This is a genomic window from Comamonas sp. GW821-FHT11H03 (assembly GCF_058807955.1).
The window spans coordinates 64,869-86,263 of sequence record NZ_JBXARF010000009.1; the positions used below are offsets into that span (position 1 = coordinate 64,869).

The 21,395-nt window shown below is 63.1% G+C and carries 18 protein-coding genes; 7 read left to right on the forward strand and 11 right to left on the reverse strand.

The genetic code is table 11. From position 1 onward, the window contains the following. Nucleotides 1–17 precede the first annotated feature (17 nt). Both AC1RTQ_RS19045 and AC1RTQ_RS19050 read right to left on the reverse strand, forming a co-directional pair. On the reverse strand, nt 18–1,580 hold the full coding sequence (locus AC1RTQ_RS19045) for a benzoate-CoA ligase family protein (protein ID WP_492878007.1): 1,563 nt from the start codon (nt 1,578–1,580) through the stop codon (nt 18–20). A 3-nt stretch (nt 1,581–1,583) separates the two neighbouring features. Continuing rightward, nucleotides 1,584–3,146: a 3,4-dehydroadipyl-CoA semialdehyde dehydrogenase gene (locus tag AC1RTQ_RS19050; RefSeq protein ID WP_492878009.1), complete on the reverse strand. Its 1,563-nt coding sequence runs from the start codon at nt 3,144–3,146 to the stop codon at nt 1,584–1,586. 167 nt (nt 3,147–3,313) lie between these two features. On the opposite strand from AC1RTQ_RS19050, the gene AC1RTQ_RS19055 reads away from it, so the two are divergent. Beyond that, nucleotides 3,314–4,216 (forward strand): helix-turn-helix transcriptional regulator, encoded by a 903-nt coding sequence (locus tag AC1RTQ_RS19055; protein ID WP_492878011.1) that lies wholly within the window; start codon nt 3,314–3,316, stop codon nt 4,214–4,216. Nucleotides 4,217–4,222: 6 nt separating this feature from the next. Here AC1RTQ_RS19055 and AC1RTQ_RS19060 read toward each other — a convergent pair whose 3' ends face one another. The 4 genes from AC1RTQ_RS19060 to AC1RTQ_RS19075 form a co-directional block, all read right to left on the reverse strand. Further along, entirely contained in the window at nt 4,223–5,899 is a 1,677-nt protein-coding gene (locus tag AC1RTQ_RS19060; protein WP_492878013.1) for an acyl-CoA dehydrogenase family protein, read from the reverse strand. A 95-nt stretch (nt 5,900–5,994) separates the two neighbouring features. Continuing rightward, nucleotides 5,995–6,828 carry a M48 family metallopeptidase gene (locus AC1RTQ_RS19065; RefSeq protein WP_304349828.1) on the reverse strand — a complete coding sequence of 278 codons (834 nt, stop codon included), beginning with the start codon at nt 6,826–6,828 and terminating at the stop codon, nt 5,995–5,997. A gap of 37 nt (nt 6,829–6,865) precedes the next feature. Further along, nucleotides 6,866–7,783, reverse strand: coding sequence for a DMT family transporter (locus AC1RTQ_RS19070; protein ID WP_492878015.1), 918 nt, complete (start codon nt 7,781–7,783; stop codon nt 6,866–6,868). A gap of 68 nt (nt 7,784–7,851) precedes the next feature. Continuing rightward, the gene (locus AC1RTQ_RS19075) at nt 7,852–8,547 is read right to left on the reverse strand and encodes a helix-turn-helix domain-containing protein (RefSeq protein ID WP_492878017.1); all 696 of its coding nucleotides are present in this window, start codon (nt 8,545–8,547) and stop codon (nt 7,852–7,854) included. A gap of 103 nt (nt 8,548–8,650) precedes the next feature. Here AC1RTQ_RS19075 and AC1RTQ_RS19080 point away from each other — a divergent pair, with 103 nt between their 5' ends. The 3 genes from AC1RTQ_RS19080 to AC1RTQ_RS19090 all read left to right on the forward strand — a co-directional run bounded on the left by AC1RTQ_RS19080 (nt 8,651) and on the right by AC1RTQ_RS19090 (nt 12,103). Then, nucleotides 8,651–10,009, forward strand: a complete 1,359-nt coding sequence (locus tag AC1RTQ_RS19080; RefSeq protein WP_492878019.1) for an AmpG family muropeptide MFS transporter — start codon at nt 8,651–8,653, stop codon at nt 10,007–10,009. Nucleotides 10,010–10,133: 124 nt separating this feature from the next. Beyond that, entirely contained in the window at nt 10,134–10,883 is a 750-nt protein-coding gene (locus tag AC1RTQ_RS19085; RefSeq protein WP_302092741.1) for a response regulator, read from the forward strand. After that, complete coding sequence (locus tag AC1RTQ_RS19090) at nt 10,883–12,103, forward strand: HAMP domain-containing sensor histidine kinase (protein ID WP_492878022.1); 1,221 nt, start codon at nt 10,883–10,885, stop codon at nt 12,101–12,103. The genes AC1RTQ_RS19085 and AC1RTQ_RS19090 overlap by 1 nt, the downstream gene beginning before the upstream one ends. Nucleotides 12,104–12,157: 54 nt before the next feature. Here AC1RTQ_RS19090 and AC1RTQ_RS19095 read toward each other — a convergent pair whose 3' ends face one another. Genes AC1RTQ_RS19095 through AC1RTQ_RS19105 form a run of 3 tightly spaced genes read right to left on the reverse strand, consistent with a single transcriptional unit; the run spans nt 12,158 to nt 15,905 of the window. Next, entirely contained in the window at nt 12,158–13,495 is a 1,338-nt protein-coding gene (locus AC1RTQ_RS19095; RefSeq protein WP_492878024.1) for a UDP-glucose dehydrogenase family protein, read from the reverse strand. Further along, on the reverse strand, nt 13,492–14,502 hold the full coding sequence (locus tag AC1RTQ_RS19100; RefSeq protein WP_492878026.1) for an NAD-dependent epimerase: 1,011 nt from the start codon (nt 14,500–14,502) through the stop codon (nt 13,492–13,494). Before AC1RTQ_RS19100 ends, AC1RTQ_RS19095 begins: the two co-directional genes overlap by 4 nt. Next, on the reverse strand, nt 14,499–15,905 hold the full coding sequence (locus AC1RTQ_RS19105) for an ArnT family glycosyltransferase (RefSeq protein ID WP_492878028.1): 1,407 nt from the start codon (nt 15,903–15,905) through the stop codon (nt 14,499–14,501). The genes AC1RTQ_RS19100 and AC1RTQ_RS19105 overlap by 4 nt, the downstream gene beginning before the upstream one ends. A gap of 238 nt (nt 15,906–16,143) precedes the next feature. Between AC1RTQ_RS19105 and AC1RTQ_RS19110 the strand changes: the two genes are divergently transcribed. Beyond that, entirely contained in the window at nt 16,144–17,160 is a 1,017-nt protein-coding gene (locus AC1RTQ_RS19110) for a glycosyltransferase family 2 protein (protein WP_492878031.1), read from the forward strand. 32 nt (nt 17,161–17,192) lie between these two features. Beyond that, the gene (locus tag AC1RTQ_RS19115; RefSeq protein WP_492878033.1) at nt 17,193–18,092 is read left to right on the forward strand and encodes a lysylphosphatidylglycerol synthase transmembrane domain-containing protein; all 900 of its coding nucleotides are present in this window, start codon (nt 17,193–17,195) and stop codon (nt 18,090–18,092) included. Here the strand turns inward: AC1RTQ_RS19115 and AC1RTQ_RS19120 are convergent. Next, on the reverse strand, nt 18,083–19,390 hold the full coding sequence (locus AC1RTQ_RS19120; protein WP_492878035.1) for an O-antigen ligase family protein: 1,308 nt from the start codon (nt 19,388–19,390) through the stop codon (nt 18,083–18,085). The two genes, AC1RTQ_RS19115 and AC1RTQ_RS19120, sit on opposite strands and share 10 nt — an antisense overlap. A 75-nt stretch (nt 19,391–19,465) precedes the next feature. Here AC1RTQ_RS19120 and AC1RTQ_RS19125 point away from each other — a divergent pair, with 75 nt between their 5' ends. Continuing rightward, nucleotides 19,466–20,230: a glycosyltransferase family 25 protein gene (locus tag AC1RTQ_RS19125; RefSeq protein ID WP_492878037.1), complete on the forward strand. Its 765-nt coding sequence runs from the start codon at nt 19,466–19,468 to the stop codon at nt 20,228–20,230. Here the strand turns inward: AC1RTQ_RS19125 and AC1RTQ_RS19130 are convergent. Next, nucleotides 20,220–21,353 carry a glycosyltransferase gene (locus tag AC1RTQ_RS19130; RefSeq protein ID WP_492878039.1) on the reverse strand — a complete coding sequence of 378 codons (1,134 nt, stop codon included), beginning with the start codon at nt 21,351–21,353 and terminating at the stop codon, nt 20,220–20,222. The two genes, AC1RTQ_RS19125 and AC1RTQ_RS19130, sit on opposite strands and share 11 nt — an antisense overlap. Between the last annotated feature and the right edge of the window lie 42 nt (nt 21,354–21,395).

A 21,395-nucleotide genomic window follows, 5' to 3' on the forward strand; every position in this document is an offset into this window, starting at 1 on the left:
AACCTTGCGATAAGCAATTAGCGTGGTTTGGATTCCAGCTCACGCAAGCGAAAGCGTTGGATCTTTCCAGTCGCGGTCTTTGGCAGCTCATCGACAAATTCAATGAAGCGCGGGTATTTGTAGGCGGCCAGCCGGCTCTTTACAAAGGCCTTGAGTTCGGCCTCGCTGGCGCTCTGTCCGGGCTTGCACACCACATAGGATTTGGTCTTGGTCAGGCCCTGTTCGTCGGTCACGCCGATCACGGCAGCCTCCAGTACGGCAGGGTGCTGCTGCAGCGTGGATTCGACCTCGAAGGGCGAGACATAGATGCCGCTGACCTTGAGCATGTCGTCGCTGCGGCCTGCATAGGTGTAGTAGCCCTCGGCATCGCGCACATATTTGTCGCCGCTCTTGAGCCAGACGCCCTGGAAGGTGTCGCGTGTCTTGTCTCGGTTGGCCCAGTACATCAGGGCGGCGCTAGGGCCTTTGATGTAGAGGTCGCCAATCTCGCCATCGGCCACGGGCTGTCCGTCCTCGCCACGCAACTCCACCACATAGCCTGGTACAGGCTTTCCCGTGCTGCCGTAGCGTATGTCGTCCGGGCGGTTGGAGATGAAGATGTGCAGCATTTCGGTGGAGCCGATGCCGTCCACGATATCGGCGCCGAAGTGGGTCTTGAAGCGCTGGGCAATCTCTGCCGGCAGGGCTTCGCCGGCCGAGGAGCACATGCGCAGGCTGACCTGCTCGCGCGGCGGCAAGGCGGTGTGAGCCAGCATGCCTGCAAAGCCCGTCGGCGCGCCGAAAAACACCGTGGGCTGGTGTTCGGTCCAGCGCCTGAAGGTGGCTTCCGGTGTGGGGCGCTCGGCCATCAGCACCACGCTGGCGCCCACGCTCAGGGGGAATGTCAGGGCGTTGCCAAGACCGTAGGCGAAGTAAAGCTTGGCGGCGGAAAAGCAGACATCGCTCTCGCTCAGGCCCAGCACCGGCTTGCCATACAGCTCGGCCGTCCAGTAGGGGTTGGCGTGGGTATGCACCGCCCCCTTGGGCTTGCCGGTGGAGCCCGAGGAATACAGCCAGAAGCCGGGGTCGTCGCCCATGGTTCTGGCGGCATGGGCCAGCGGCGTTTGTTGCTGCAGCCAAGGCTGCAGCGGCTCGAAGGCCGGTGGCAGGCCTTGCGGTGCTTCATCAGGCCTGGCGACCCAGATATGGTTGACCTCGTGCTGCGCCTGCTCCAGGGCCTGCTGCACCACGGCAACCAGCGCGCCATTGGTGAAAATCGCCTGCGCACGGCAATGCTCGAGCATGTAGGCGTAGTCAGCTGCGGTGAGCAAGGTATTCACCGCCACCGGCACCACACCTGCGTACATGGCTCCCAGAAAGGAGATCACCCACTCGCGCATATCGTGCATGACCAGTAGCACGCGCTCCTCGCGATGGATGCCGGCAGCGAGCAGGCCATGCGCCAGGCGGCGGGCCTGCTCCTGCAACTGCGCATAGCTGAGCGTGCCCAGGTCATCGGTGTAGGCGTTCTTGTCACCGCGCGCCTGGTTGAGATCGAACAGATGCTGGGCAAAGTTGAAGGCTTGGCTGAAGTCGGTCATGGCTCATGCTCCCGTCGTTTCGGCCAGTGCCTGCAGAACCTGCGGTGCAGCTTGTATGGCGCTTTTGCGATGATAGAAATCCAGTGCCCGCAGGCCGCCGAGTTCGGAGCCGCCGCCTGCGCGGCCCGGACCGCCATGCTGGGACTGGGGCATGACATTGCCGTGGCCGGTATGCAGCTTGGCGACAGCGGGGGTGACCACATGCACGCGGCCGTGGCTGGCTGCGAGATCGGTGGCGGCTGCGGCCAGTGCCTTGTCGTCATCGCCATAGATTGAGCAGACCAGCGAGCCCTGTCCGCGATGCGCAAGTGCCAGGCCATGGGCCAGGTCACGGTAGGGCATGAGAGTGGCCACGGGGCCAAAGACCTCCATGCCATGCACGAGTGCACTGCCATCGGGGTCCTGTGCTCCCAGCAGCACGGGCTGGGCGCAGGCGGCAATCGCCGGGTCGGCATCGATCAGCGCGTTGCATCTGCCGTCATGCAGGGCCGTGGTGTGTTCCAGCAACCGGCCCAGGCCCTGCTGCACGCTGTCGTAGTGCTCGCGGCTGACCAGAGATCCCATGCGCACAGCCTCGTTGCGCGGGTTGCCTACGGTGATTTTGGCCAGTTGTGCACCGATGGCCTGGGCCACACCGTCGTACAGTGCTTGCGGTACCAGCACGCGGCGTATGGCCGTGCATTTCTGGCCGGATTTGACCGTCATTTCGCGCACCACTTCACGCGCCAGCAAGGCAGCAGCTTCGCTGTCCGGGACATGGCCGGGCATCAGCAGTGCGCAGTTCACGCTGTCGGCCTCGATATTGCTGCGCACCGAATGGCGGGTGATGGCCGCGTGGGAGCGGATGGTCGCAGCCGTGTCCGCAGACCCTGTGAAGGAGACCACATCCATGGGCTGCAGCTGATCGAGCAATCCGGCGGCACTGCCGCAGACGATGGACAGCGCCCCCGGCGGCAATATGCCGGCATCAATCACATCCCTGACCATGCGCTGGGTCAGCCAGGCGGTGGCCGTGGCCGGCTTGACGATGATGGGCACGCCCGAGAGCAGGGCTGGAGCCGCTTTTTCCCACAGCCCCCAGGCCGGGAAGTTGAAGGCGTTGATGAACAGCGCCACGCCACGTGTCGGAACCTGGATATGCCGTGACAGAAAAGCGCCGTCCTTGGCCAGCGCCACGGCTTCGCCGTCGCTCAGATGTCTGGCATCGTCCAGCGCTGCGCCCCATCTGGCGTATTGGTTCAGGGTGTAGATGCCGCCGTCCACATCGACGGCGGTGTCGTTTCTGACAGTGCCGCTGTTGGCGGTGGAGATCTCGTAATACGCATCGCGCCGGCTTTGCAGCACGGCGGCAATCTCGGCCAGCAGGCTGGCGCGCCGGGCGTAGCTCAGGGCGCGCAAGGCCTTGCCGCCGGTGTCGCGTGCAAAGGCAAAGGCGGCACCCAGATCAAGCCCTGTGGCATCGACACGCACCAGCTCGACCCCCAGTACCGGATCTCGTAACACACTGCCCGGGCCGCCGCCGGTTTGCCAGCGGCCTGCCACATGGTTGGCCAGTAACTCGGTCATGGGGGTCTCCTGAGGTGCCGATCTGAGCAGCATCAAATCTTTGATAAAACATGCAATATTGTGCGTGCAATCAGAAGATAAATACGAGACAATGCAGTGTCAAGCAATATATTGCATGATTCGCGTTAACCCCGACTGTTTATCATTCACGGCCTCTGAGGAGCTTTATGGATCAGTTAGACATGGCATCCGCGCTGGTTGCGGAAGGGGATGAGGCGGGCAAAAGCCCGCTGCTGCAGGCCTTGGGCGAGAGGGTGCGCAATCTGCGTGCGCGCCGCGGTCTCACGCGTCGTGGGCTGGCCTCTGCCGCCGTGGTGTCGGAGCGGCATCTGGCCAATCTCGAATACGGCACGGGCAATGTCTCCATCCTGGTGCTGCAGCAGATTGCCAATGCACTTCAGTGCAGCATGGCCGAGTTGCTGGGCGATGTGACGACTGCCAGTGCCGAATGGTTGCTGCTGCGCGAGCTGCTGGAAGGCCGCAGCGAAGCCGACTTGAAGCGCGTGCGACTGGCCGCTGGAGAGATTCTGGGTACCGCACCCATCGGCGATCCGCACCGGGCTTCGCGCATTGCCCTGATAGGCCTGCGCGGCGCGGGCAAGTCCACGCTGGGGCGCATGCTGGCCGAGCAGTTGAATGTGCCGTTTCTGGAGCTGAACCAGGAGATCGAGCGAGTGGCGGGTTGCAGCGTGCGCGAGATTTATGACCTCTATGGAGCTGGCGCCTATCGTCGTTACGAGCGTCGAGCACTCGAAGAGGCCGTGCAGATCTACAGCGATGTGGTGATTGCCACCCCGGGCGGCATCGTGTCAGACCCCGCAACCTTCAACGAACTGCTCAGCCACTGCACGACGGTCTGGCTGCAGGCCCAGCCCGATGAGCATATGAGCCGTGTCGTGGCCCAGGGCGACACGCGGCCCATGGCGGCCAACCCCGAGGCCATGGATGATTTGCGCCGGATTCTGGACGGCCGATCGGCCTTTTATTCCAAGGCCGATCATGTCTTGGACACCAGCGGCAAGAGCTTGCCGCAAAGTTTCAGGCAACTGAAAGCGCTGGTCGCCGCCTGAGCGGATTCAGGCGGGCAGGGCGCGCTGAAGTATGGCCGCAATGTCGAGCCCGGCTGGGTCGAACGCTCCGACCACCATGGCTCCGTTCTGCGCGCCCAGGCGGGTGTGGATGAAGCCATCGGCCATGGGGGCGGGCGCGTGCCTGTGCATCAGGCAGGCCTGGGCCAGCAGACACAAGTCCTGCACCAGTCGGCGGGCTTGCGGCTCCAGTGCATCAGGGGCTGCAGACAGGCGTTGGGCCAGCGATTGCGCCATTGCCGTCAGCAGGGGCCGGTCGGCAGCCATATCGCTGAGATCCTGCAACAGCAGGCGCGCGGCTTCGGGCTCGCGGCCCATGGCGCGCAGCACATCGAGGCACATCACATTGCCCGAACCTTCCCAGATGGAGTTGACCGGCGCCTCGCGGAACAGGCGCGCGACGATGCTGTCCTGCACATAGCCGTTGCCGCCAAAGACCTCCATGGCTTCGCCCGTAATCTCCACCGAGCGCTTGCAGACCCAGAACTTGGCGGCCGGAGTCATGATGCGCTTCCAGGCGCGAGCCAGCAGATCGCCTTCGGCCTCCTGCTCATAGGCCTGCGCCAGATGCATGGCGAGCTGCATGGAGGCTTCGCTTTCGAGGGCCAGGTCCGCGAGCACGGTGACCATCAGCGGCTGATCCGCGAGATGTTTGCCAAAGGCCGATCGCTGACGCGCATAGGCAATCGACTGCACGGTGGCGCTGCGCACAATGGCCGCGCTGCCCAGCACGCAGTTCAGTCGCGTGTAGCTGGCCATCTCGATGATGGTGGGAATGCCGCGCCCTTCCTCGCCCATGAGAATGCCCCAGGCGTCCTGCAGCTCCACTTCCGAGCTGGAGTTGCTGCGGTTGCCGACCTTGTCCTTGAGGCGCTGCACACGCACCGGGTTCTTGCTGCCATCAGGGCGCCAGCGCGGCACGAAAAAACAGGCATGACCGCCGAGCTCACCGCTTGCCGTGGCCATGCGCGCCACCACCAGATGGGCGTCGCACATGGGGGCCGAGAAAAACCATTTGTGGCCGCGCAGCAGATACTCGCCGCCGCGGCCGCCCTCATGCACGGGACGGGCCACCGTGGTGTTGGCGCGCACGTCCGAGCCGCCCTGCTTCTCCGTCATCCCCATGCCTATCCAGATGGATTTTTTCTGGCTCAAGGGCAGATCGCGCGCGTCGTACTCGTGGCTGAACAACCGGGCTTTCAACTGGCTCCAGAGCTGGGGCTCTTTTTGCAGCACGGGGATGGCCGCCGTGGTCATGGTGGCTGGGCATAGAGAGCCTTGCTCCACCTGGCCGTGCAGGTAAAAGCCGGCGGCCCAGGCGCTCCAGCGACCGCGGCTCAGGCTCTCAAAGGGCAAGGAGATCAGACCCTGCTCGCGATACAGCTGCATGAGGCGATGCCAGCTGGGATGGAATTCCACAGCATCGAGCACACGCCCGCGTGCGTCAAAGCGCTGCAGCTCGGGCGTATGACGGTTGGCGAGTTCGGCCTGCTCCCAGCAGTGCTTCTGGCCAAGCTGTTGCGCAAAGCGGCTCAGCGCTGGCACAAAGCCCTGGGCCTGCTGGCGCTGCAGCACTTCCTGCAAGGCCGTATCGACCTGCAGCAGATCGATATCGGTCAGCTCATCGAACTGGTTGAAGACGTCATGGGTGTCCAGGGCCTGCATGCGATCACTCCTGTGGCTGTGCGCTCGTCACAGGCCAATATAGAGCGCGTCATGGTTGACGCAAAGCGGGTTTTCAACCGCCTTGTGACCGGTGCTCAGCGCCTGCGTGCCTGCTCGTACAAGCCCATGACGCGCGGCACGTTTCCCTCCAGCTGACGTATGCGATCGGGGCCTGTCGGATGCGTGGAGAGAAAGCCTATGCCGCCTTCGCCCGTGGCCTGGCCCATCTTGCGCCACAGGCTCACGGCGGCCTGCGGGTTGAAGCCGGCGCGGGCCGCGAGCTCCAGTCCGACCAGATCGGCATCGCTTTCGTCGTTGCGGCTGAACTTGAGGCTGAGCAACTGGCCGCCCAGGCGTGCCGCGGCATTGCCGATATCGCCCAGACCCAGCAGTTGCGCGCCCAGCGATATGCCTATGCTGGTGGCCTGATTCTTGGCCAGCTGCTCGCGCGAATGCTCGCGCAGGGCATGGGCCATCTCGTGGCCCATGATCATGGCGATCTCGTCGTCCGTGAGCTTGAGCTGGTCGATGATGCCGGTGTAGAAGGCGATCTTGCCGCCGGGCATGCAGAACGCGTTGATCTGCTTGCTGCCTATGAGGTTGACCTCCCAGCGCCACTGGCTGGCGCGCGGGTTCCACTGCGCGGCATAGGGAATGAGGCGCTGGGCAATGCCGCGCAGGCGTTGCAGCTGCGGGTTGCCAGCGTCTGCCAGCGCACCCTGAGCCTTGGCTTTTTGCAGCAGTTCCTGGTATTGCTGGGTCGCAGAGTTTTCCAGCGTCTCGGCCGGCACCAGCTGGCGCATCACCGAGGCCTTGCCTACCTCCACCTGAGCCTGAGCGGGCGCGTGCATCAACGCAGCGCAGACCAGTGCGGGCAGCAGGCAGTTGCGGGTGGAGGGCAGGCGCAGGGATGAGATGAGGGCGTGCATGAGCGCCAAGTCTATGCGAGCTGCACTCTGCCTCGGGTCAGACGGTTTCTGCCGTCTTGCGCTCTGCCTGCACCACCAGCCACAGGCCGCCGATCACGCCGAGCAGACCGATCACGGACCACCAGGCGGGGCGCTCGCCGACCACCAGCAAAGACAGTGCAAAAGCGGTGATGGGCTCGGCCTTGCTCAGTGCCACGCCGGTTGCGGCAGACATGCCGCGCAGGCCCACGGAGAACAGCAGATAGGCAAGCCCCGTGGCGACCATGCCCAGATAGATCACCACGGCCCAGCCGTCGGCGCTGATCTGCAGCGGCCCGCCCAGCCAGGCCGAAACGGGCAGCGACAGCAGGGCTGCGCAGGAAAACACCCAGGCATTGACCGTGGCCACACGCGCCTGAAACACCAGCGCCTGGTTGACCAGTGCATAGGCGGCATAGGACAGACCGGCCAGCAGGCACAGGGCCATGCCAGTCCATGGCAGATGCTGTCTGTCGGTGGCAGCCAGCGCCATGACAATGCCTCCGCCCACACCGGTGCAGGTGCCAAGCCACCATTGAGGGCTGGGCATGCGCTTTTGCACCACGGCCTGCATCAGACCGGCCCAGATGGGGCCGCTGCCTATGGCCAGTGCCGTACCCAGGGCCACGCCGCTGGCCTTGATGCCGGCAAAGAAGCTGAGGTTGTAGACGGCCATGCACAGGCCGCAGAACACGATGCGCGCCCAGCTTATGGGTTGGCGCGCCTGGCCTCGGTCCAGCACCATCGCCAGAGCGACAAAGAACAGCGCGGCCATGACCATGCGCAGGCCGCCTACCCAGTAAGGCGAGAGCGGCGCAGGCGCGAAATGCTGTGCCGTGCCCGTGGTGCCCCAGAGCATGGCAGCGGCCAGTACCAGGCCGACAGGGCCCAAAGCGCTGCGGGGCGATGAGCAAGAGATAGCAGAAGTGACAGACATGAGTGAGCCATCATGCGCGGGCGCGGGCCGCGCATCTGTCGAGAAACGCTTGAAGTGAGGGGGAGGGCTCAGCGCGGCTGACGCAGCTGGCGCGATGTCACGCCGCGCTCGCGCCGCAATGCATAGGCCAGGGCGCTGGCCGACGCGTAGCCGCAGCGCAGCGCGGTCGCTTCAAGTGCGCTCCCCTGTTTGAGCTGCAGCACGGCGGCGTCCAGACGCAGGCCGCGCAGCCAGTCCTGCGGGGTGCGGTCCGTCAGCTCCACAAAACGGGCATGGAACTGGGCCACGCTCAGGTGCATCAGGCCCGCCAGCCGGGCCGTGGGCCAGCTTTCATGCAAAGCGGCCTGAACCTGTTGCTGCAGCCGCAGCAGATCCAGGCCGCGCCGCTGCAGCAAGGTGGGAGCCTGCAGCACCAGCGCCATCTGCGCGGCAGCCGACAGGCTCGATTGCGGAAAGCGCAGCGACGGGGGCACGGCAAAGCGGCGCAGCTTGTCCAGCCCCTGGGCCATGGGTGCATCAATCACCAGGACCTGGGTTTGCGGTGCGGCCAGATAGCCATGGTCGGCCCCTGCGGGGATGACCATGCCGCAGGCGCTGTCGACAAAGCTGGGTCTGCCGGCCACCTCCAGTTCCATGCGGCCCTGCAGTGCAAACAGAATCTGGGCGTAGTCATGGGCATGGGCCTGATGCTCGCCGCTGTAGCTGCGCACCGATGCCTGTGCCTGGTCAAGCACAGGGCGCGGAGATGCAGTGTCACGGCTCATGGGTCAATCGGGCTTACAGAAAGAGACGGCGGTCGCGGTAATGGTAGCGTCCGGCGACTGGCGCGGGCAACCGATAATGCCCTCTGCCTCAGAGAACCAGACCATGACCGAGTCGTCCCAAACAAGCACCAGCCCCACTTCCGCAGATGTCGTCATCAAGCCCAAGCGCAGTTGGAGCCAGGCCTTCAAGGTCTATGCCCAGCCCACCAGCTTGCGCATGCTGGCCCTGGGTTTCTCGGCCGGCCTGCCGCTGCTGCTGGTGCTGGGCACCTTGAGCTTCTGGCTGCGCGAGGCCGATATCGATCGCACGACGATAGGATTCCTGAGCTGGGTGGGTCTGGCCTATGCCTTCAAATGGGTGTGGTCTCCGCTGGTGGATCGCCTGCCCCTGCCGGCGCTGACGCGCATGCTGGGGCGGCGGCGCAGCTGGCTGCTGTTTTCGCAGCTGCTGATCGTGGCGGGCCTGCTCGGCATGTCGTTCATGGACCCCAAGCAGTCCCTGCAGCCGCTGGTGTGGTGCGCGCTGCTGGTGGCTTTCGGCTCGGCCACGCAGGATATTGCGCTCGATGCCTATCGCATCGAGTCTGCCAAGGTCGACGACCAGGCAGCCCTGGCGGCCACCTACCAGACCGGCTATCGCCTGGCCATGATCTGGGCCGGCGCCGGCGTGCTGTGGGTGGCGGCGCAGGTGCAAGGGGATGTGCAGGGCTATATGGTGCAGGCCTGGCATGTGGCCTATACGGCCATGGCGGCGAGCATGCTGGTGGGCATGGTCACGGTGCTGTTCTCGCCCGAGCCTGAAACCCGTCCCATCGCACCGGCGCGCAATGCCGCCGAATGGATCAAGGGCGCGTTAATTGCTCCGTTTGCCGACTTCATCGGCCGCTACCGGTGGCAGGCGCTGCTGCTGCTGGCGCTGATCGGCCTGTATCGCGTGAGCGACGTGGTCATGGGCATCATGGCCAACCCGTTCTATGTGGACATGGGCTACACCAAGGAAGAGGTGGCTGCCGTGACCAAGGTGTTCGGCGTCATCATGACGCTGCTGGGTGGCTTTGTGGGCGGCATCATGGCCGTGCGCTGGGGCGTGATGCGCGTGCTGATGCTGGGCGCCGTGCTGTCGGCTGGCACCAATATGCTGTTTGCCTGGCTGGCCACACGCGGCCACGATGTCTCGGCGCTGGTCTGGGTGGTCAGTGCCGACAATCTCGCTGGGGGAATTGCCTCGGCGGCCTTTATCGCCTATCTATCGGGCCTGACCAATGTGCAGTACTCGGCCACGCAATATGCGCTGTTCAGCTCCATGATGCTGCTGGCCCCCAAGTGGCTGGCGGGCTTCTCGGGGGTGTTTGTCGATGCTTATGGTTACGAGGCGTTCTTCCACACCACGGCGCTGATGGGATTCCCCGTGCTGCTGCTGATTTTCCTGGCATCCAGAGTGAAAATTGGCTCTGGCGCTTGATGGGTAAGCACTGATAGCTATTGTTTTTGAGCGGCTCGGCGTTTACCCAACTTTACGCAGCAGACAAGAGCAGGTCACCTGCGTGCTTCAGCATGACGTCTTGAAGAAATATCGAGGCGCGAGCATGACTACACTGCCCCCTATGAGCACGCACCAACTTCTGATGATTGAGGATGACGTTCGCCTGGCGCAAATGGTGAGCGATTACCTGGGCAATAACGGCCTGGAAGTGACCCATATGGCTGACGGCAAAAGCGGCCTGGAACAACTGCAACCCAGCGATGGTGGCTCGGTCGAGCTGCCCGACCTGGTGATCCTGGACCTGATGCTGCCCGACATGGACGGTCTGGAGGTCTGCCGTCGCATACGTTCCATGCCCGGTACTGCGGCACAGGTGCCTGTGCTGATGCTGACCGCCAAGGGCGATCCTATGGACCGCATCATCGGTCTGGAACTGGGCGCCGACGACTATCTGCCCAAGCCTTTCGAGCCGCGCGAGCTGCTGGCCCGCATTCGCGCCATCCTGCGCCGCAAAGGCAGCGACAGCCAGGCGGCGCCCGCGAATGCCGTCATGCGCTTCGGGAGCCTGGAAATCGATCGCGATGCCCGCACCGTGTCGGTGGGCGAGCAGCAGGCCGACCTCACCTCCTACCAGTTCGACCTGCTGGTGGCACTGGCCGAGCGCGCCGGTCGCGTTCTGACGCGCGACCAGATCATGGAAGCCGTGCGCGGCCGCGAACTGGAGGCCTTCGACCGCTCCATCGACGTGCACATGGGCCGCATCCGCGCCGCTATTGAAGCCGACCCCAAGGCTCCCAAGCGCATTCTCACCGTGCGTGGTGTGGGCTACGTTTTTGCCAAGCAACAAGACTGATGAAGCTGCTGCATGCTTTCTCCCAGCGCCTGTATCTGCGCATCTGGCTGGCGGTGGTGGTCGGCGTGGCCGTGCTCACGCTGTGCGTGGCCTGGGCCTGGAATATTGCCGAAGAGCAGCGCGCTCAGAACAGCACCACGCCGCCCTCGCGCGAGATGGTGCTCAAAGGCCCCGAGGGCGAGGTTCTTGTGGAGGGGCGTGGCAACCGCATCTCCGGTTCGCCCGTAGATGGCGTGCGTTTTGAAATTGCCGCCCGGGACGGGCAGGTCTATGAGCTGTGGATGGCGCCACGCGAGTGGCGTGAGGGTCGTCCTCCACCGCGTGATGGTGCCGTCGCCTTCTGGCTGCGGCCGCCGTTCGGCTTTCTGTGGATGCTGGGCCTGGTCGGCGTGGCGGTGGTTGTGGGCGTGTTTCCCATCATTCGTCGCCTGCTCAAGCGTCTGGAAAACCTGCAGCGCGGCGTCAAGCGCTTCGGCGAGGGCGATCTGTCGGTGCGTGTCCCCGAGCATGGTCATGACGAGGTGGCGGATCTGGCGCACCAGTTCAACGCCGCTGCAGCGCGCATCGAGACCTTGATGACGTCTCACAAATCGCTGTTGGCCAATGCCTCGCATGAACTGCGTTCGCCGCTGACGCGCATCCGCATGGGCCTGGAGTTCATGGGGGATGATCCGGCCAGTGCACGCGCCAAGGCCGAGATCCAGCGCAATATTGCCGAGCTTGACCAGCTGGTCGACGAGATCCTGCTGGCCAGCCGCCTGGACTCCAGCGAGGTCGATGTGGGTACGGTGGAGTCGGTCGATTTGATCGGTCTGGCGGCCGAGGAGTGCGCGCGCATCGATGCCGATCTGGAGATGCAGACCGATGGTCCGCTTGAGGTGCAAGGTATCGCGAAATTGCTGCGCCGCGCCGTGCGCAATCTGCTGGAGAATGCGCGCCGCTACAGCGAGGGCGAGATCACTCTGTCCCTGTCCAGGCAGGACGGCATGGCATTGATCCGTGTCGAGGATCACGGCCCTGGAGTTCCCAAGGCGCAGCGCGAGCGTATCTTCGAGAAGTTCTATCGCCTGCCTGGGGCCAGTGAGCGATCCGGCGGTGTGGGCCTGGGCCTGTCGCTGGTGCGTTCGATCGCCGAGCGACATGGTGGTACGGTGTACTGTGAAGCACGCAAGGACGGCCATAGCGGTGCGAGCTTCGTGATCAGCTTGCCATTGGCCTGAGCAGCAGCCCCAAAAAAAAGCCCCGCAGGTTTCGGTCTGCGGGGCTTTTTTGTTTCAGCGCGGCTGCTGGGCGGGACGGCCTATGGAGACATAGCCCAGGCCATGGCTGGCAGGCAGGGCAGGCTCGTAGAGGTTGCGGCCGTCAAAAATCATTTTGTCGTGCAGCGTTGCGGCCAGCAGGTCGAAGTCCGGCGCACGGAAGATCTGCCATTCGGTCACGATGGCCAGACTGTCTGCATCCTGCACGGCAGCCAGGGGGCTATCCACCAGCTCCAGGTCGGCACGCTCGCCGTAGATGCGGCGCGCTTCCTTCATGGCAACAGGGTCGTAGGCTTTCACCTTGGCGCCGGCGCTCCAGAGCGACTCCAGCAGATTGCGGCTGGGCGCTTCGCGCATATCGTCGGTATTGGGCTTGAAGGCCAGGCCCCAGACGGCGATGGTCTTTCCCTCAAGCTGGCCGCTGTAGAAGGCGCTGATGCGCTCGAACAGCACATTGCGCTGGGCATGGTTGCGCTCCTCTACGGCATTGAGCAGCAGAGGCTCGAACTCGACCTCCCTGGCAGTGTGTATCAGCGCCTTCACATCCTTGGGAAAGCAGCTGCCGCCATAGCCCACGCCCGGGTAGATGAAGTGATAGCCGATGCGCGGGTCGCTGCCAATGCCACGGCGCACGGCCTCCACATTGGCTCCCAGTTTTTCCGCCAGGTTGGCGATCTCGTTCATGAAGCTGATCTTGGTCGCCAGCATGGCATTGGCTGCATATTTGGTCAGCTCGGCGCTTCGGACATCCATCATCACGATCTTGTCGCGATTGCGGTTGAAGGGGGCGTAGAGCTCGCGCAGTTTGGCTTCGGAAGCCGGGTTGCCGGTGCCGATGATGATGCGGTCCGGGCGCTGGCAGTCGCCCACGGCCGCGCCTTCCTTGAGAAACTCGGGGTTGGACACCACGTCAAACGCATGCTGCAGATTGCGTTGTGCAAGGCCTTCGGCGATCACGGCCGAGACCTTGTCCGCCGTGCCCACGGGCACGGTCGACTTGTTGATGACGATGCGCGGGCCGTCCATGTGCTTGGCGATGGTGCGGGCAACGGCCAGCACATATTGCAGGTCGGCGCTGCCGTCTTCATCGGGCGGTGTGCCCACGGCCAGAAAGATCAGCTCGCTGTGTGCCACGCCTTCGGCGGCATTGGTGGTGAACTGCAAACGGCCCAGTTGCTGGTTGTTGATGACGAGTGCATCGAGGCCAGGTTCATGGATGGGAATCTGGCCGGCCTTGAGTGCCGCGACCTTCTTCTCGTCCACATCCACGCAAAGCACCTGGTGGCCCACATCGGCCAGCACGGCGCCTTGCACAAGACCGACATAGCCGGTACCAAAGACAGTAACTTTCATACGCGATAAAAAGAGCGATACCAATCCACAAAATGCTGCACGCCCGTGACCACGGGCATGGCTGGCGAGAAGCCGACCCAGGCTTGCAAGGCACGCGTGTCGGCCGATGTGCTGTGCATGTCCCCGGGCTGTATGGGCAGCATTTGCTTGCGGGCGGTCATTTGCAGGGCGCCCTCCAAGGCGGCGATGTAGTCCATCAGCACGGTGGGCGCGTTGTTGCCGATATTGAAGATGCGATAGGGCGCGGTGCTGGTGCCAGGGTTGGGGTTCTGGCTGTCATAGCTGGCGTCGGGCGTGGCGGGCTTGTCCAGCACGCGCATGATGCCTTCGACGATATCGTCGATATAGGTGAAGTCGCGCACCAGCTTGCCGTCGCCATAAACATCGATGCGCTCGCCCGCCAGTATGGCCTTGGTGAACTTGAACAAGGCCATGTCGGGGCGACCCCAGGGACCGTACACCGTGAAGAAGCGCAGGCCTGTGGTGGGTATGCCGTACAGGTGCGAATAGGTATGAGCCATCAGCTCATTGGCCTTCTTGGTGGCTGCGTAGTAGCTGATGGGGTGGTCCACCGCGTCGCTTTCGGCAAACGGCATCTTGGTGTTGCCGCCATAGACGCTGGAACTGCTGGCATAGACCAGATGCCCGACCTGGTGCTTGCGGCAGCCTTGCAAGATATTGCCAAAGCCCAGCAGATTCGAGTCGGTGTAGTCGTCGGGCTGATCGATGGAGTAGCGAACACCGGCCTGCGCGGCCAGATGAAGCACCTTGGCTGGAGCCACCTGGGCAAACAGGTCGGCCATGCCTTGCCGGTCCGCCACATCGAGTTCCACAAAGCGGAAGTGGGCGTGCGGACGCAACTCGGCGAGGCGGGCATGCTTGAGTGCCACGTCGTAGTAGTTGTTGAGGTTGTCGATGCCAACCACGGGCACGCCTTGCTCAAGCAGTCGCTTGGCGCAATGCATGCCGATAAAGCCGGCACAGCCGGTGATCAGAACGGGATTCATGGGGCAATCCAGAGATATTGGTATTGCGCAGGTGTTGCGCTGGCAGGCATTTTCTCGAAAGGGATGCTCAGTGTCTGCACTGCGGTTTTTGCCTGTGTGGTGAAGATGTCGTCCCACCAGCCCGCGACGGGCTTGTCGGCGCGTGTGATCAGCAGCAGGCCGCCTGCGGTATCGGCGTCGGCCTGAGACAGGCACTGCCTCAGTTGTGCGCCATCAGAGCAGCCCAGGGCGTAAGTTTGCGGGAACTGCGAATGCAGCATGGCCGCCATCATATGGTCCGAGCCAACGATGACTCCCTTGCCCTCATAACCTGCCTTGCGCAGTTCCTGGGCCAGCGCCTTGACCGGATGGTTGAGCTCGTCGGGATCGTTCTTGCGACCGCCCTGCCAGGGGCGCAGTGTTGCCATGATCAGAAAGATCAGCGCAAAGACGACGACGAAGGTGGTGAACATCCGGCCCACGCCTTGCTCCAGAAGCGTCGGACGCCAGACATAGAGGGCCAAGGGTGCAATGGCCGTCAGAGGCAGCATCCATCGCTGCTTGAAGTCCGTGACATCTGCCGCCAGCACCATGGCCAGCAGGCAGATGGCAATGATGAGCAGGTAGTTGCGCAGCAAAGGCCAGGCCCAGACCTGGGCCGGCAAAGACGCATTGCTGCCTGTTCTCCAGAGTCTGGAGCGGTAGCTGACCAGAGCTGCTATCAGCCACAGACCCAAGGTCGCAAGCAGCGCCTTGAGCAGATTGCCCAGACCCTTCAGGTGCGAGGCCTCGGTGGAGATCGACATCTTCTGCACGGTTTCGGTGGTTGCCATGCCCCAGTGCGAAGCCAGCCAGAAGCCATGGGGCGCAAACACCAGCAACCCCACCAGCGGAGCCAGCCACCAACCCCTGGAGAAGATGGCGCTACGCACCTGTGCCACCGTCACGGAGGCCAGGAACAAGGCGCCAATGAGCATGGCATAGCTGTATTTGGACAGCATGCCCAGACCGCAGAAGAGGCCGATCAGAACAAAATTGACGGCTTGCGGCCTTTGCACCTGGCGCAGCACAGCCCACCACAGACCCATGGTCATTGCCGTCACCATCACCGTATGGGTCTGGTCGCGTAGCGAGTCCCAGCCGAAGGGAGGCATCAGCAGCAGACTTGCTGCAACCCACCAGGCCCCTTTCTGACCCAGCAACTGCCGGCCAGCCAGCCATGCCAGGCAATAGGTCAGGGCAATCAGCAGATGTTTGAGCAGCGCCAGAGCCAGCACCGAAGGGCCGAGAATCTGACAGGCCGCCCATTGCATCCAGGTATACAGAGGCGGTTGTGGGCCATAGCCCAGCTGCAATTGCTGGGCCCAGAGAATCTGTTCGGACTCATCCCATTTCATGCCCGCCGAAATGCAGATGCGGGACACGATATGGGCGCACACCAAAAGGGCCAGCCATATCCATGGCTTGGCATACAGGGCTTGTTGCCAGTCTGGGCGAATAGAAGTCGAGGAGTTTGATGCCATAGGATTTGGCGAGTGCACATTTTTTGATAGTGCGCACTTACGATTGCGCTTGGCTTTGCAGGCCAAACAATGGGCTTGGCGCAAATGGCGCATGGGGTATTCAGTTAGTATAGGTGACTGTTATCCCCAATCATTCAGCATGACGTCCGTGCACGATTCAAACCCCGAAGTCTCCATCGTTGTTCCTGTATATAACGAGTTCGATAATCTGCCCGATCTGGTGGCCCGCATTGACGAGGCCATGCGCACCCAGGCACTGAGTTACGAGCTGATTGCAGTGGACGATGGCTCGACGGATGGCAGTGCCAAGCGTCTGCGCGAGCTGGCCGAACAACACCCCTGGGTGCGTGCTGTCTGCCTGGTGCGCAACTACGGCCAGTCCAGTGCCCTGCAAGCCGGTTTTGACCGAGTGCGCGGCCGTTATGTGGTCACGCTGGATGCCGACCTGCAAAACGAACCCGGCGATATTCCGCTGCTGCTGGAGCGCCTGGAAAACGACCCCGATGTGGACATGATCTCGGGCTGGCGCAAGAATCGCCAGGACAAGGCACTGTCGCGCCGCCTGCCTTCGGTGCTGGCCAATCGCCTGATTTCCAAATTCACCAATGTGCAGCTGCACGACTATGGCTGTGCATTGAAGGCCTATCGCCGCGAAATCATCGACCGCATTCGCCTGTATGGCGAGATGCACCGCTTCATTCCTTCGCTGGCGCGTGATGCGGGCGCGCGCATCACGGAGATTCCGGTGCGTCACCATGCACGCACGCGCGGTGTCTCCAAGTACGGCATAGATCGCACTTTCCGGGTGATTCTGGATCTGATCTTCATTGTCTTTTTCATGCGCTTTCGCCAGCGTCCCCTGCATGCCTTTGGCGGCATGGGGCTGTGGATGGCTACGCCCGGCGTGCTGATTCTGCTGTGGCTGCTGGCGCAGAAGATCATGGGCGAAGCGATTGGCGGCCGCCCCTTGTTGATGGCTGGGGTCATGCTGGTGCTGATGGGCATGCAGTTCATCGCGGCGGGCCTGATCGGCGAGCTGCTGACGCGTATCTATTACGAGTCGGGCAGCGGCTTTCAGTACCACGCCAAGGATTACGGCGCTGTCGAATACAAGCCTGCAGACAAGGCCGAGAAAACCGAGACCGCGGCTCTGTGAGCAAGGCGCGTAAGGCGTTTGTCCGGGCCCTGATGGGCATCGCTTTGCTGGCCGCCGTTGTCTATCTCGCGAATCCGGTCCAGCTCTGGGGCCGGCTGCAGCAGGCCAATCCCTGGTGGCTGCTGGGGGGCTTCGGGATTTCCATCGCCTCCAACGTCGTGTCGGCATGGCGCTGGCGTGCCATGGCGCGGTGGCTTGGGGCCGAGATGTCGCTGGCCTCCGGCATGCGCTGGTATTTTCAGGCGATAGGCCTGAATGTGCTTTTGCCAGGCGCTGTCGTGGGCGGCGATGTCTATCGTGCAATTGCGCTGCAGAAGACCGGACAGGCCAAGGCGCCCAGCAATCTGTCGGTAATTCTGGATCGTGTCAGCGGTCTGTGGATGCTGTGCGCGATCGGTGGCCTGGGGGCGGTGGCCTGTGCTTCTACGCTTGCCCCCTGGGTACACATGAATACCGCCGTCTTCATCGCCCTGCTGCTTGCCGTCATCGTGCTGTGGTTGCTGCTGCCCTGGATTGTTCTGCAGGGCCTGCGCAGCAACTGGTTCAAGCTGCCTGGCGCATGGCTGGAGCCGGTACGCATGGCAGCAGGCAGCCCGAACTTTCTGCTGCAACTGTGGGTGCAAGCAGCATCCTCGGCATTGGTGCAATTGCTGTCTGCTGGTGCGCTGGCATGTGGGGCCATGGCTCTGGACCTGCATTTGCCGCTGGCCGTATGGGCCTTTGTCATCGCACCCGTGTTTCTGATGGCTGCACTGCCTGTAAGTGTGGGTGGCTGGGGCACCCGTGAAGCCGCAGCCGTTGCGGCGCTGGCTCCGTTCGGAGTGCCTGCCGCATTGGCCGTTGGCATCGGCCTCCTCTATGGAGTCTTTGCCCTGGGCCAGGGGGCTCTGGGAGCTCTGGCCCTGGGATTGCCGGGTAGGGCTCAGGGCTGAGTTTGGGTGACTGCGGACTGGGTTTCCATTCTGCAAATACCGCCCCAGAGCACTGCGAGGCTGAAAATATAGAACATGTTCCCGCTGTTGTGTGCGAAGAACACCTGGGTCCAGCCAAAGCCGAAATACGCCAGCGGCAGCAGCGTGGCCGCTGCGCGCAGAGCCAGCAGCCTGGAGCGCTGCGCCGCATCGGCGTGCGCCAGACGGCGCTGCGTGGGCCAGAAAATGGCGGCAGGCACGGCATAGAACGCCAGCAGCAGGATCAGACCTGGCAGACCGCGCTTGACCCACATGTCCAGGATTTCGTTGTGCGCATGCCCATACTCCATGACCGAGGGATGGGCCAGGCCTTGATCGACCATCTGCTGCTTGGCCGCAGGGTAGCCGGCCAGTCCCCAGCCACTGAAGGGGCGCTGCTCGATCAGATGAATCGCAAGCCGCCATTGCTCCAGGCGCTGGCCGACCGAGGTCACGGCATATTTCTGGGGGTCCTGCAGATACTGTGAGACTTCACGTGCTGCTTCGGCACTGCGCTGTTCCACCTTCTGGTAGGTCGGCACTGCCACGATCAGCCCGAGCAGCAGCATGGCTGCCGCCGTCATGCTGGCCAGACGCTTGTAGCCATTGAGCCATGCCATCAGCCAGATGGCCGCGATCAGCAGCGGGATCACTACCCAGGAGCCGCGGGAGTCGGAAAGAAAGGACGCAAAGACACCGCATGCGCCCAGCAAGCCCAGGGCGGCTGTTCTAGGCTTGCTCCAGCGGCCCAGCAAGGCCAGGGACAAGGTGGCAAAACCCAGATATATGGCGATGCCGCCGTACTGGATGGCATTGGTGAAACCGGAGACGCGCGGCATCTTGAGCACACCAGCCTGATACAGGGCAATGACAAGGGCGCCCGCGCAGCCCAGAGCCAGGCCCCAGACAATGGCCGAGAGCCGGACACCTGTTTTGCTCAGATACCAGAGGCTCAGAGCTGCCAGGGCATATTTTGCGCCATAGCCCCAGCCCGCCGCCGAGAACCAGCGATCGAAGGACAGGCTCCAGAGCAGTCCCAGCACCAGCATCAGCCCCACCAGCACCAAGGTTTCACGGCGGGCAGGGTCCTTGGGGCGAGCGGCGACGGAACCGACCAGAGCCAAAAGAGCCAGGGCCGTGGATCCGTAAGAGTAGCCAGAGGGAACGCAAAGACTCAGTGCAAAGAATGCAAAGCAGGCGGCATCCAGGGCATGAGCAAGGGCAGCCGCCCGCTTGCCGGGCTGGCCGGGTTGAGGGGTGACGGGTGTAGGCTCGTTCATAGTTCTAATCGGGTTCTTCTGCGAGGCAGTGGGCTTCAACCTACACTGCAGGTCTTGTGTTCGGTGCAGAAGTGTATGTTGTCATTGCCCATTGTCTTTATCAATTTGTCCAAGGACGCTGAGCGTCGCGAGCGCATGACAGCCCAGTTCGCGCAAATGGGGTTGACGGCGTCGCGCTTGCCTGCCGTGTGGTGGGCGGATCTGTCCGAGGCCGAGCAAAAACGGCTCTTCTGTGCGCCGCAAAGCCATGGCCGCTACTTCAAGCCCCTGAGCAACGGAGAGAAGGGATGCTATGCCAGTCATCTGAGGTCATGGCAGCAGCTGCTGGATAGCGATGCGCCAGCCATGGTGGTCTTCGAGGATGATGTGCGCCTTCTGCCGCAATTGCCGCAGGCGCTGGCAGCGATAGAAGCCCTGCCCGCCGATGGCAGCTGGGACATGATCAAGCTCTACGGGCGTGAGCCGGAAAAGATAGCCAACCAAGGTCCGCTGGTCGCGGGGGCCTTGCAGCTGATCTCCTATCAGCGGGTGCCCAGCTTTGCTGCCGGCTATGTCATCAGCCGCTCCGGTGCCCGCAAGATGCTGGAGGCACGTGTTCCCTTCGACAGGCCGGTGGATGTGGATATCCGCTTCTGGTTTGAAAACGACTTGCGCGTTTACGGGGTCTATCCCTCGGTCATTGCTCTGGACGATACCAGTGAGGTCAGCAGCATCTGGGCCCAGCAGGCAGCCCCGACGAGCCGCCTGCAGAAAATGCGCAAATTCAAGATGAAGCTGGCATTGAACTGGGGCAATCTCCGGGCGGCAAAACCCCAGGTATCGGCGGTGCTCAAGCCTTGAGCGGCAGCAGCCTTTGATATTGGCCCCACATCTGCTCGCGTCCATAGTGGCCGAGTGCCTGAGCACGCGCCGCTGCGCCCAGGCGCTGGGCCAGGGCTGGGTCCTGGAGCAGTCGTTGCAGTGCATCCGCCATGGAGTCGGGGTCTGACTCCTGCACCCGCAGGCCGTTCACCTCGGGGGTGACGACTTCCCGGGCGCCGATCACATCCGAGACGACACAGGCGCAGCCTGCGGCCATGCCTTCCACAAGAGCCAGAGGCATGCCTTCCCAGTGCGTAGCCAGAACAAAGATCTGCGTTCTGGACAGTCGCTGGGGCAGGTCCGAGACATTGCCCAGGAAGCGAACCTGCTGCTCAAGTCCCAGTTCAGCCACCAGCCGCTCGGCTCTGGTCCTGAGTGAGCTCTTGCCTGCGCCGGCCAGATAGAGCGTGGGCGTCAGGCCGCGTTGCCTGAGAGTGGCCATAGCCCTGATTAGCGTGTCGTGATCTTTCTGGCGCGCAAAGCGCGAGGCCATGTAAATCGCCGGCTCGCGCCCTTGCCAGAGCGAGGGCATGGCTTCCTGAGGAAAGCGCGTCAGGTCGATGCCGTTGCAGATGGCAATGCATTTCTCGGCCGGGAAACCCCGCTCGACCAGGCTGGTCCTGACGCCTTCGGAGACGCCGATATGGGCCTGGGTGAACGGCTCCAGCGCCAGGGCCTGGCGCAGACGACGCGGCGTGTAGCGCTCGCGCGAGTTGTGTTCCACATGAAAGACATGCGCCACCCCCTCAGCCGCTGCAGCGCGCCGGCCCCAGATATGGTCGCTGAAACCATGGGCGAACAACGCATCGGGCCTGAATTCGCGAATGATCTTGCGCAGCTCCCAGGCAGTCAGTGCATGCAGCCAGTTGGACACCACGATGACCTGAAGGCCTTGCTGGCGCAGTGCGTCAATCTTGCGTTCATCCGTGCTGGGCTTGCGGCGCAGCACCAGCAGAACCTCATAGCCGGGCGTGCGCAGCGCGGCCAGGCTCAGATCCACCGCGACCTGGGTGGCACCGGAGAATCCTCCGGTCACGAAGTGAAGAATGCGGACCGGTGTTGTGCCCTCGGTACAGGGCTTGGCAAAGGAGGTTGAATTCATCGTTCTGATGGACAATCTGCACGAATCATTTTGTGTTTGTTG

Excerpts from the sequence above, each read along its gene's own strand:
- AC1RTQ_RS19045 (WP_492878007.1), bottom strand. The coding sequence starts at position 1,580 with ATGACCGACTTCAGCCAAGCCTTCAACTTTGCCCAGCATCTGTTCGAT.
- AC1RTQ_RS19050 (WP_492878009.1), bottom strand. The coding sequence starts at position 3,146 with ATGACCGAGTTACTGGCCAACCATGTGGCAGGCCGCTGGCAAACCGGC.
- AC1RTQ_RS19055 (WP_492878011.1), top strand. The coding sequence starts at position 3,314 with ATGGATCAGTTAGACATGGCATCCGCGCTGGTTGCGGAAGGGGATGAG.
- AC1RTQ_RS19060 (WP_492878013.1), bottom strand. The coding sequence starts at position 5,899 with ATGCAGGCCCTGGACACCCATGACGTCTTCAACCAGTTCGATGAGCTG.
- AC1RTQ_RS19065 (WP_304349828.1), bottom strand. The coding sequence starts at position 6,828 with ATGCACGCCCTCATCTCATCCCTGCGCCTGCCCTCCACCCGCAACTGC.
- AC1RTQ_RS19070 (WP_492878015.1), bottom strand. The coding sequence starts at position 7,783 with ATGTCTGTCACTTCTGCTATCTCTTGCTCATCGCCCCGCAGCGCTTTG.
- AC1RTQ_RS19075 (WP_492878017.1), bottom strand. The coding sequence starts at position 8,547 with ATGAGCCGTGACACTGCATCTCCGCGCCCTGTGCTTGACCAGGCACAG.
- AC1RTQ_RS19080 (WP_492878019.1), top strand. The coding sequence starts at position 8,651 with ATGACCGAGTCGTCCCAAACAAGCACCAGCCCCACTTCCGCAGATGTC.
- AC1RTQ_RS19085 (WP_302092741.1), top strand. The coding sequence starts at position 10,134 with ATGACTACACTGCCCCCTATGAGCACGCACCAACTTCTGATGATTGAG.
- AC1RTQ_RS19090 (WP_492878022.1), top strand. The coding sequence starts at position 10,883 with ATGAAGCTGCTGCATGCTTTCTCCCAGCGCCTGTATCTGCGCATCTGG.
- AC1RTQ_RS19095 (WP_492878024.1), bottom strand. The coding sequence starts at position 13,495 with ATGAAAGTTACTGTCTTTGGTACCGGCTATGTCGGTCTTGTGCAAGGC.
- AC1RTQ_RS19100 (WP_492878026.1), bottom strand. The coding sequence starts at position 14,502 with ATGAATCCCGTTCTGATCACCGGCTGTGCCGGCTTTATCGGCATGCAT.
- AC1RTQ_RS19110 (WP_492878031.1), top strand. The coding sequence starts at position 16,144 with ATGACGTCCGTGCACGATTCAAACCCCGAAGTCTCCATCGTTGTTCCT.
- AC1RTQ_RS19115 (WP_492878033.1), top strand. The coding sequence starts at position 17,193 with ATGGGCATCGCTTTGCTGGCCGCCGTTGTCTATCTCGCGAATCCGGTC.
- AC1RTQ_RS19120 (WP_492878035.1), bottom strand. The coding sequence starts at position 19,390 with ATGAACGAGCCTACACCCGTCACCCCTCAACCCGGCCAGCCCGGCAAG.
- AC1RTQ_RS19125 (WP_492878037.1), top strand. The coding sequence starts at position 19,466 with ATGTTGTCATTGCCCATTGTCTTTATCAATTTGTCCAAGGACGCTGAG.
- AC1RTQ_RS19130 (WP_492878039.1), bottom strand. The coding sequence starts at position 21,353 with ATGAATTCAACCTCCTTTGCCAAGCCCTGTACCGAGGGCACAACACCG.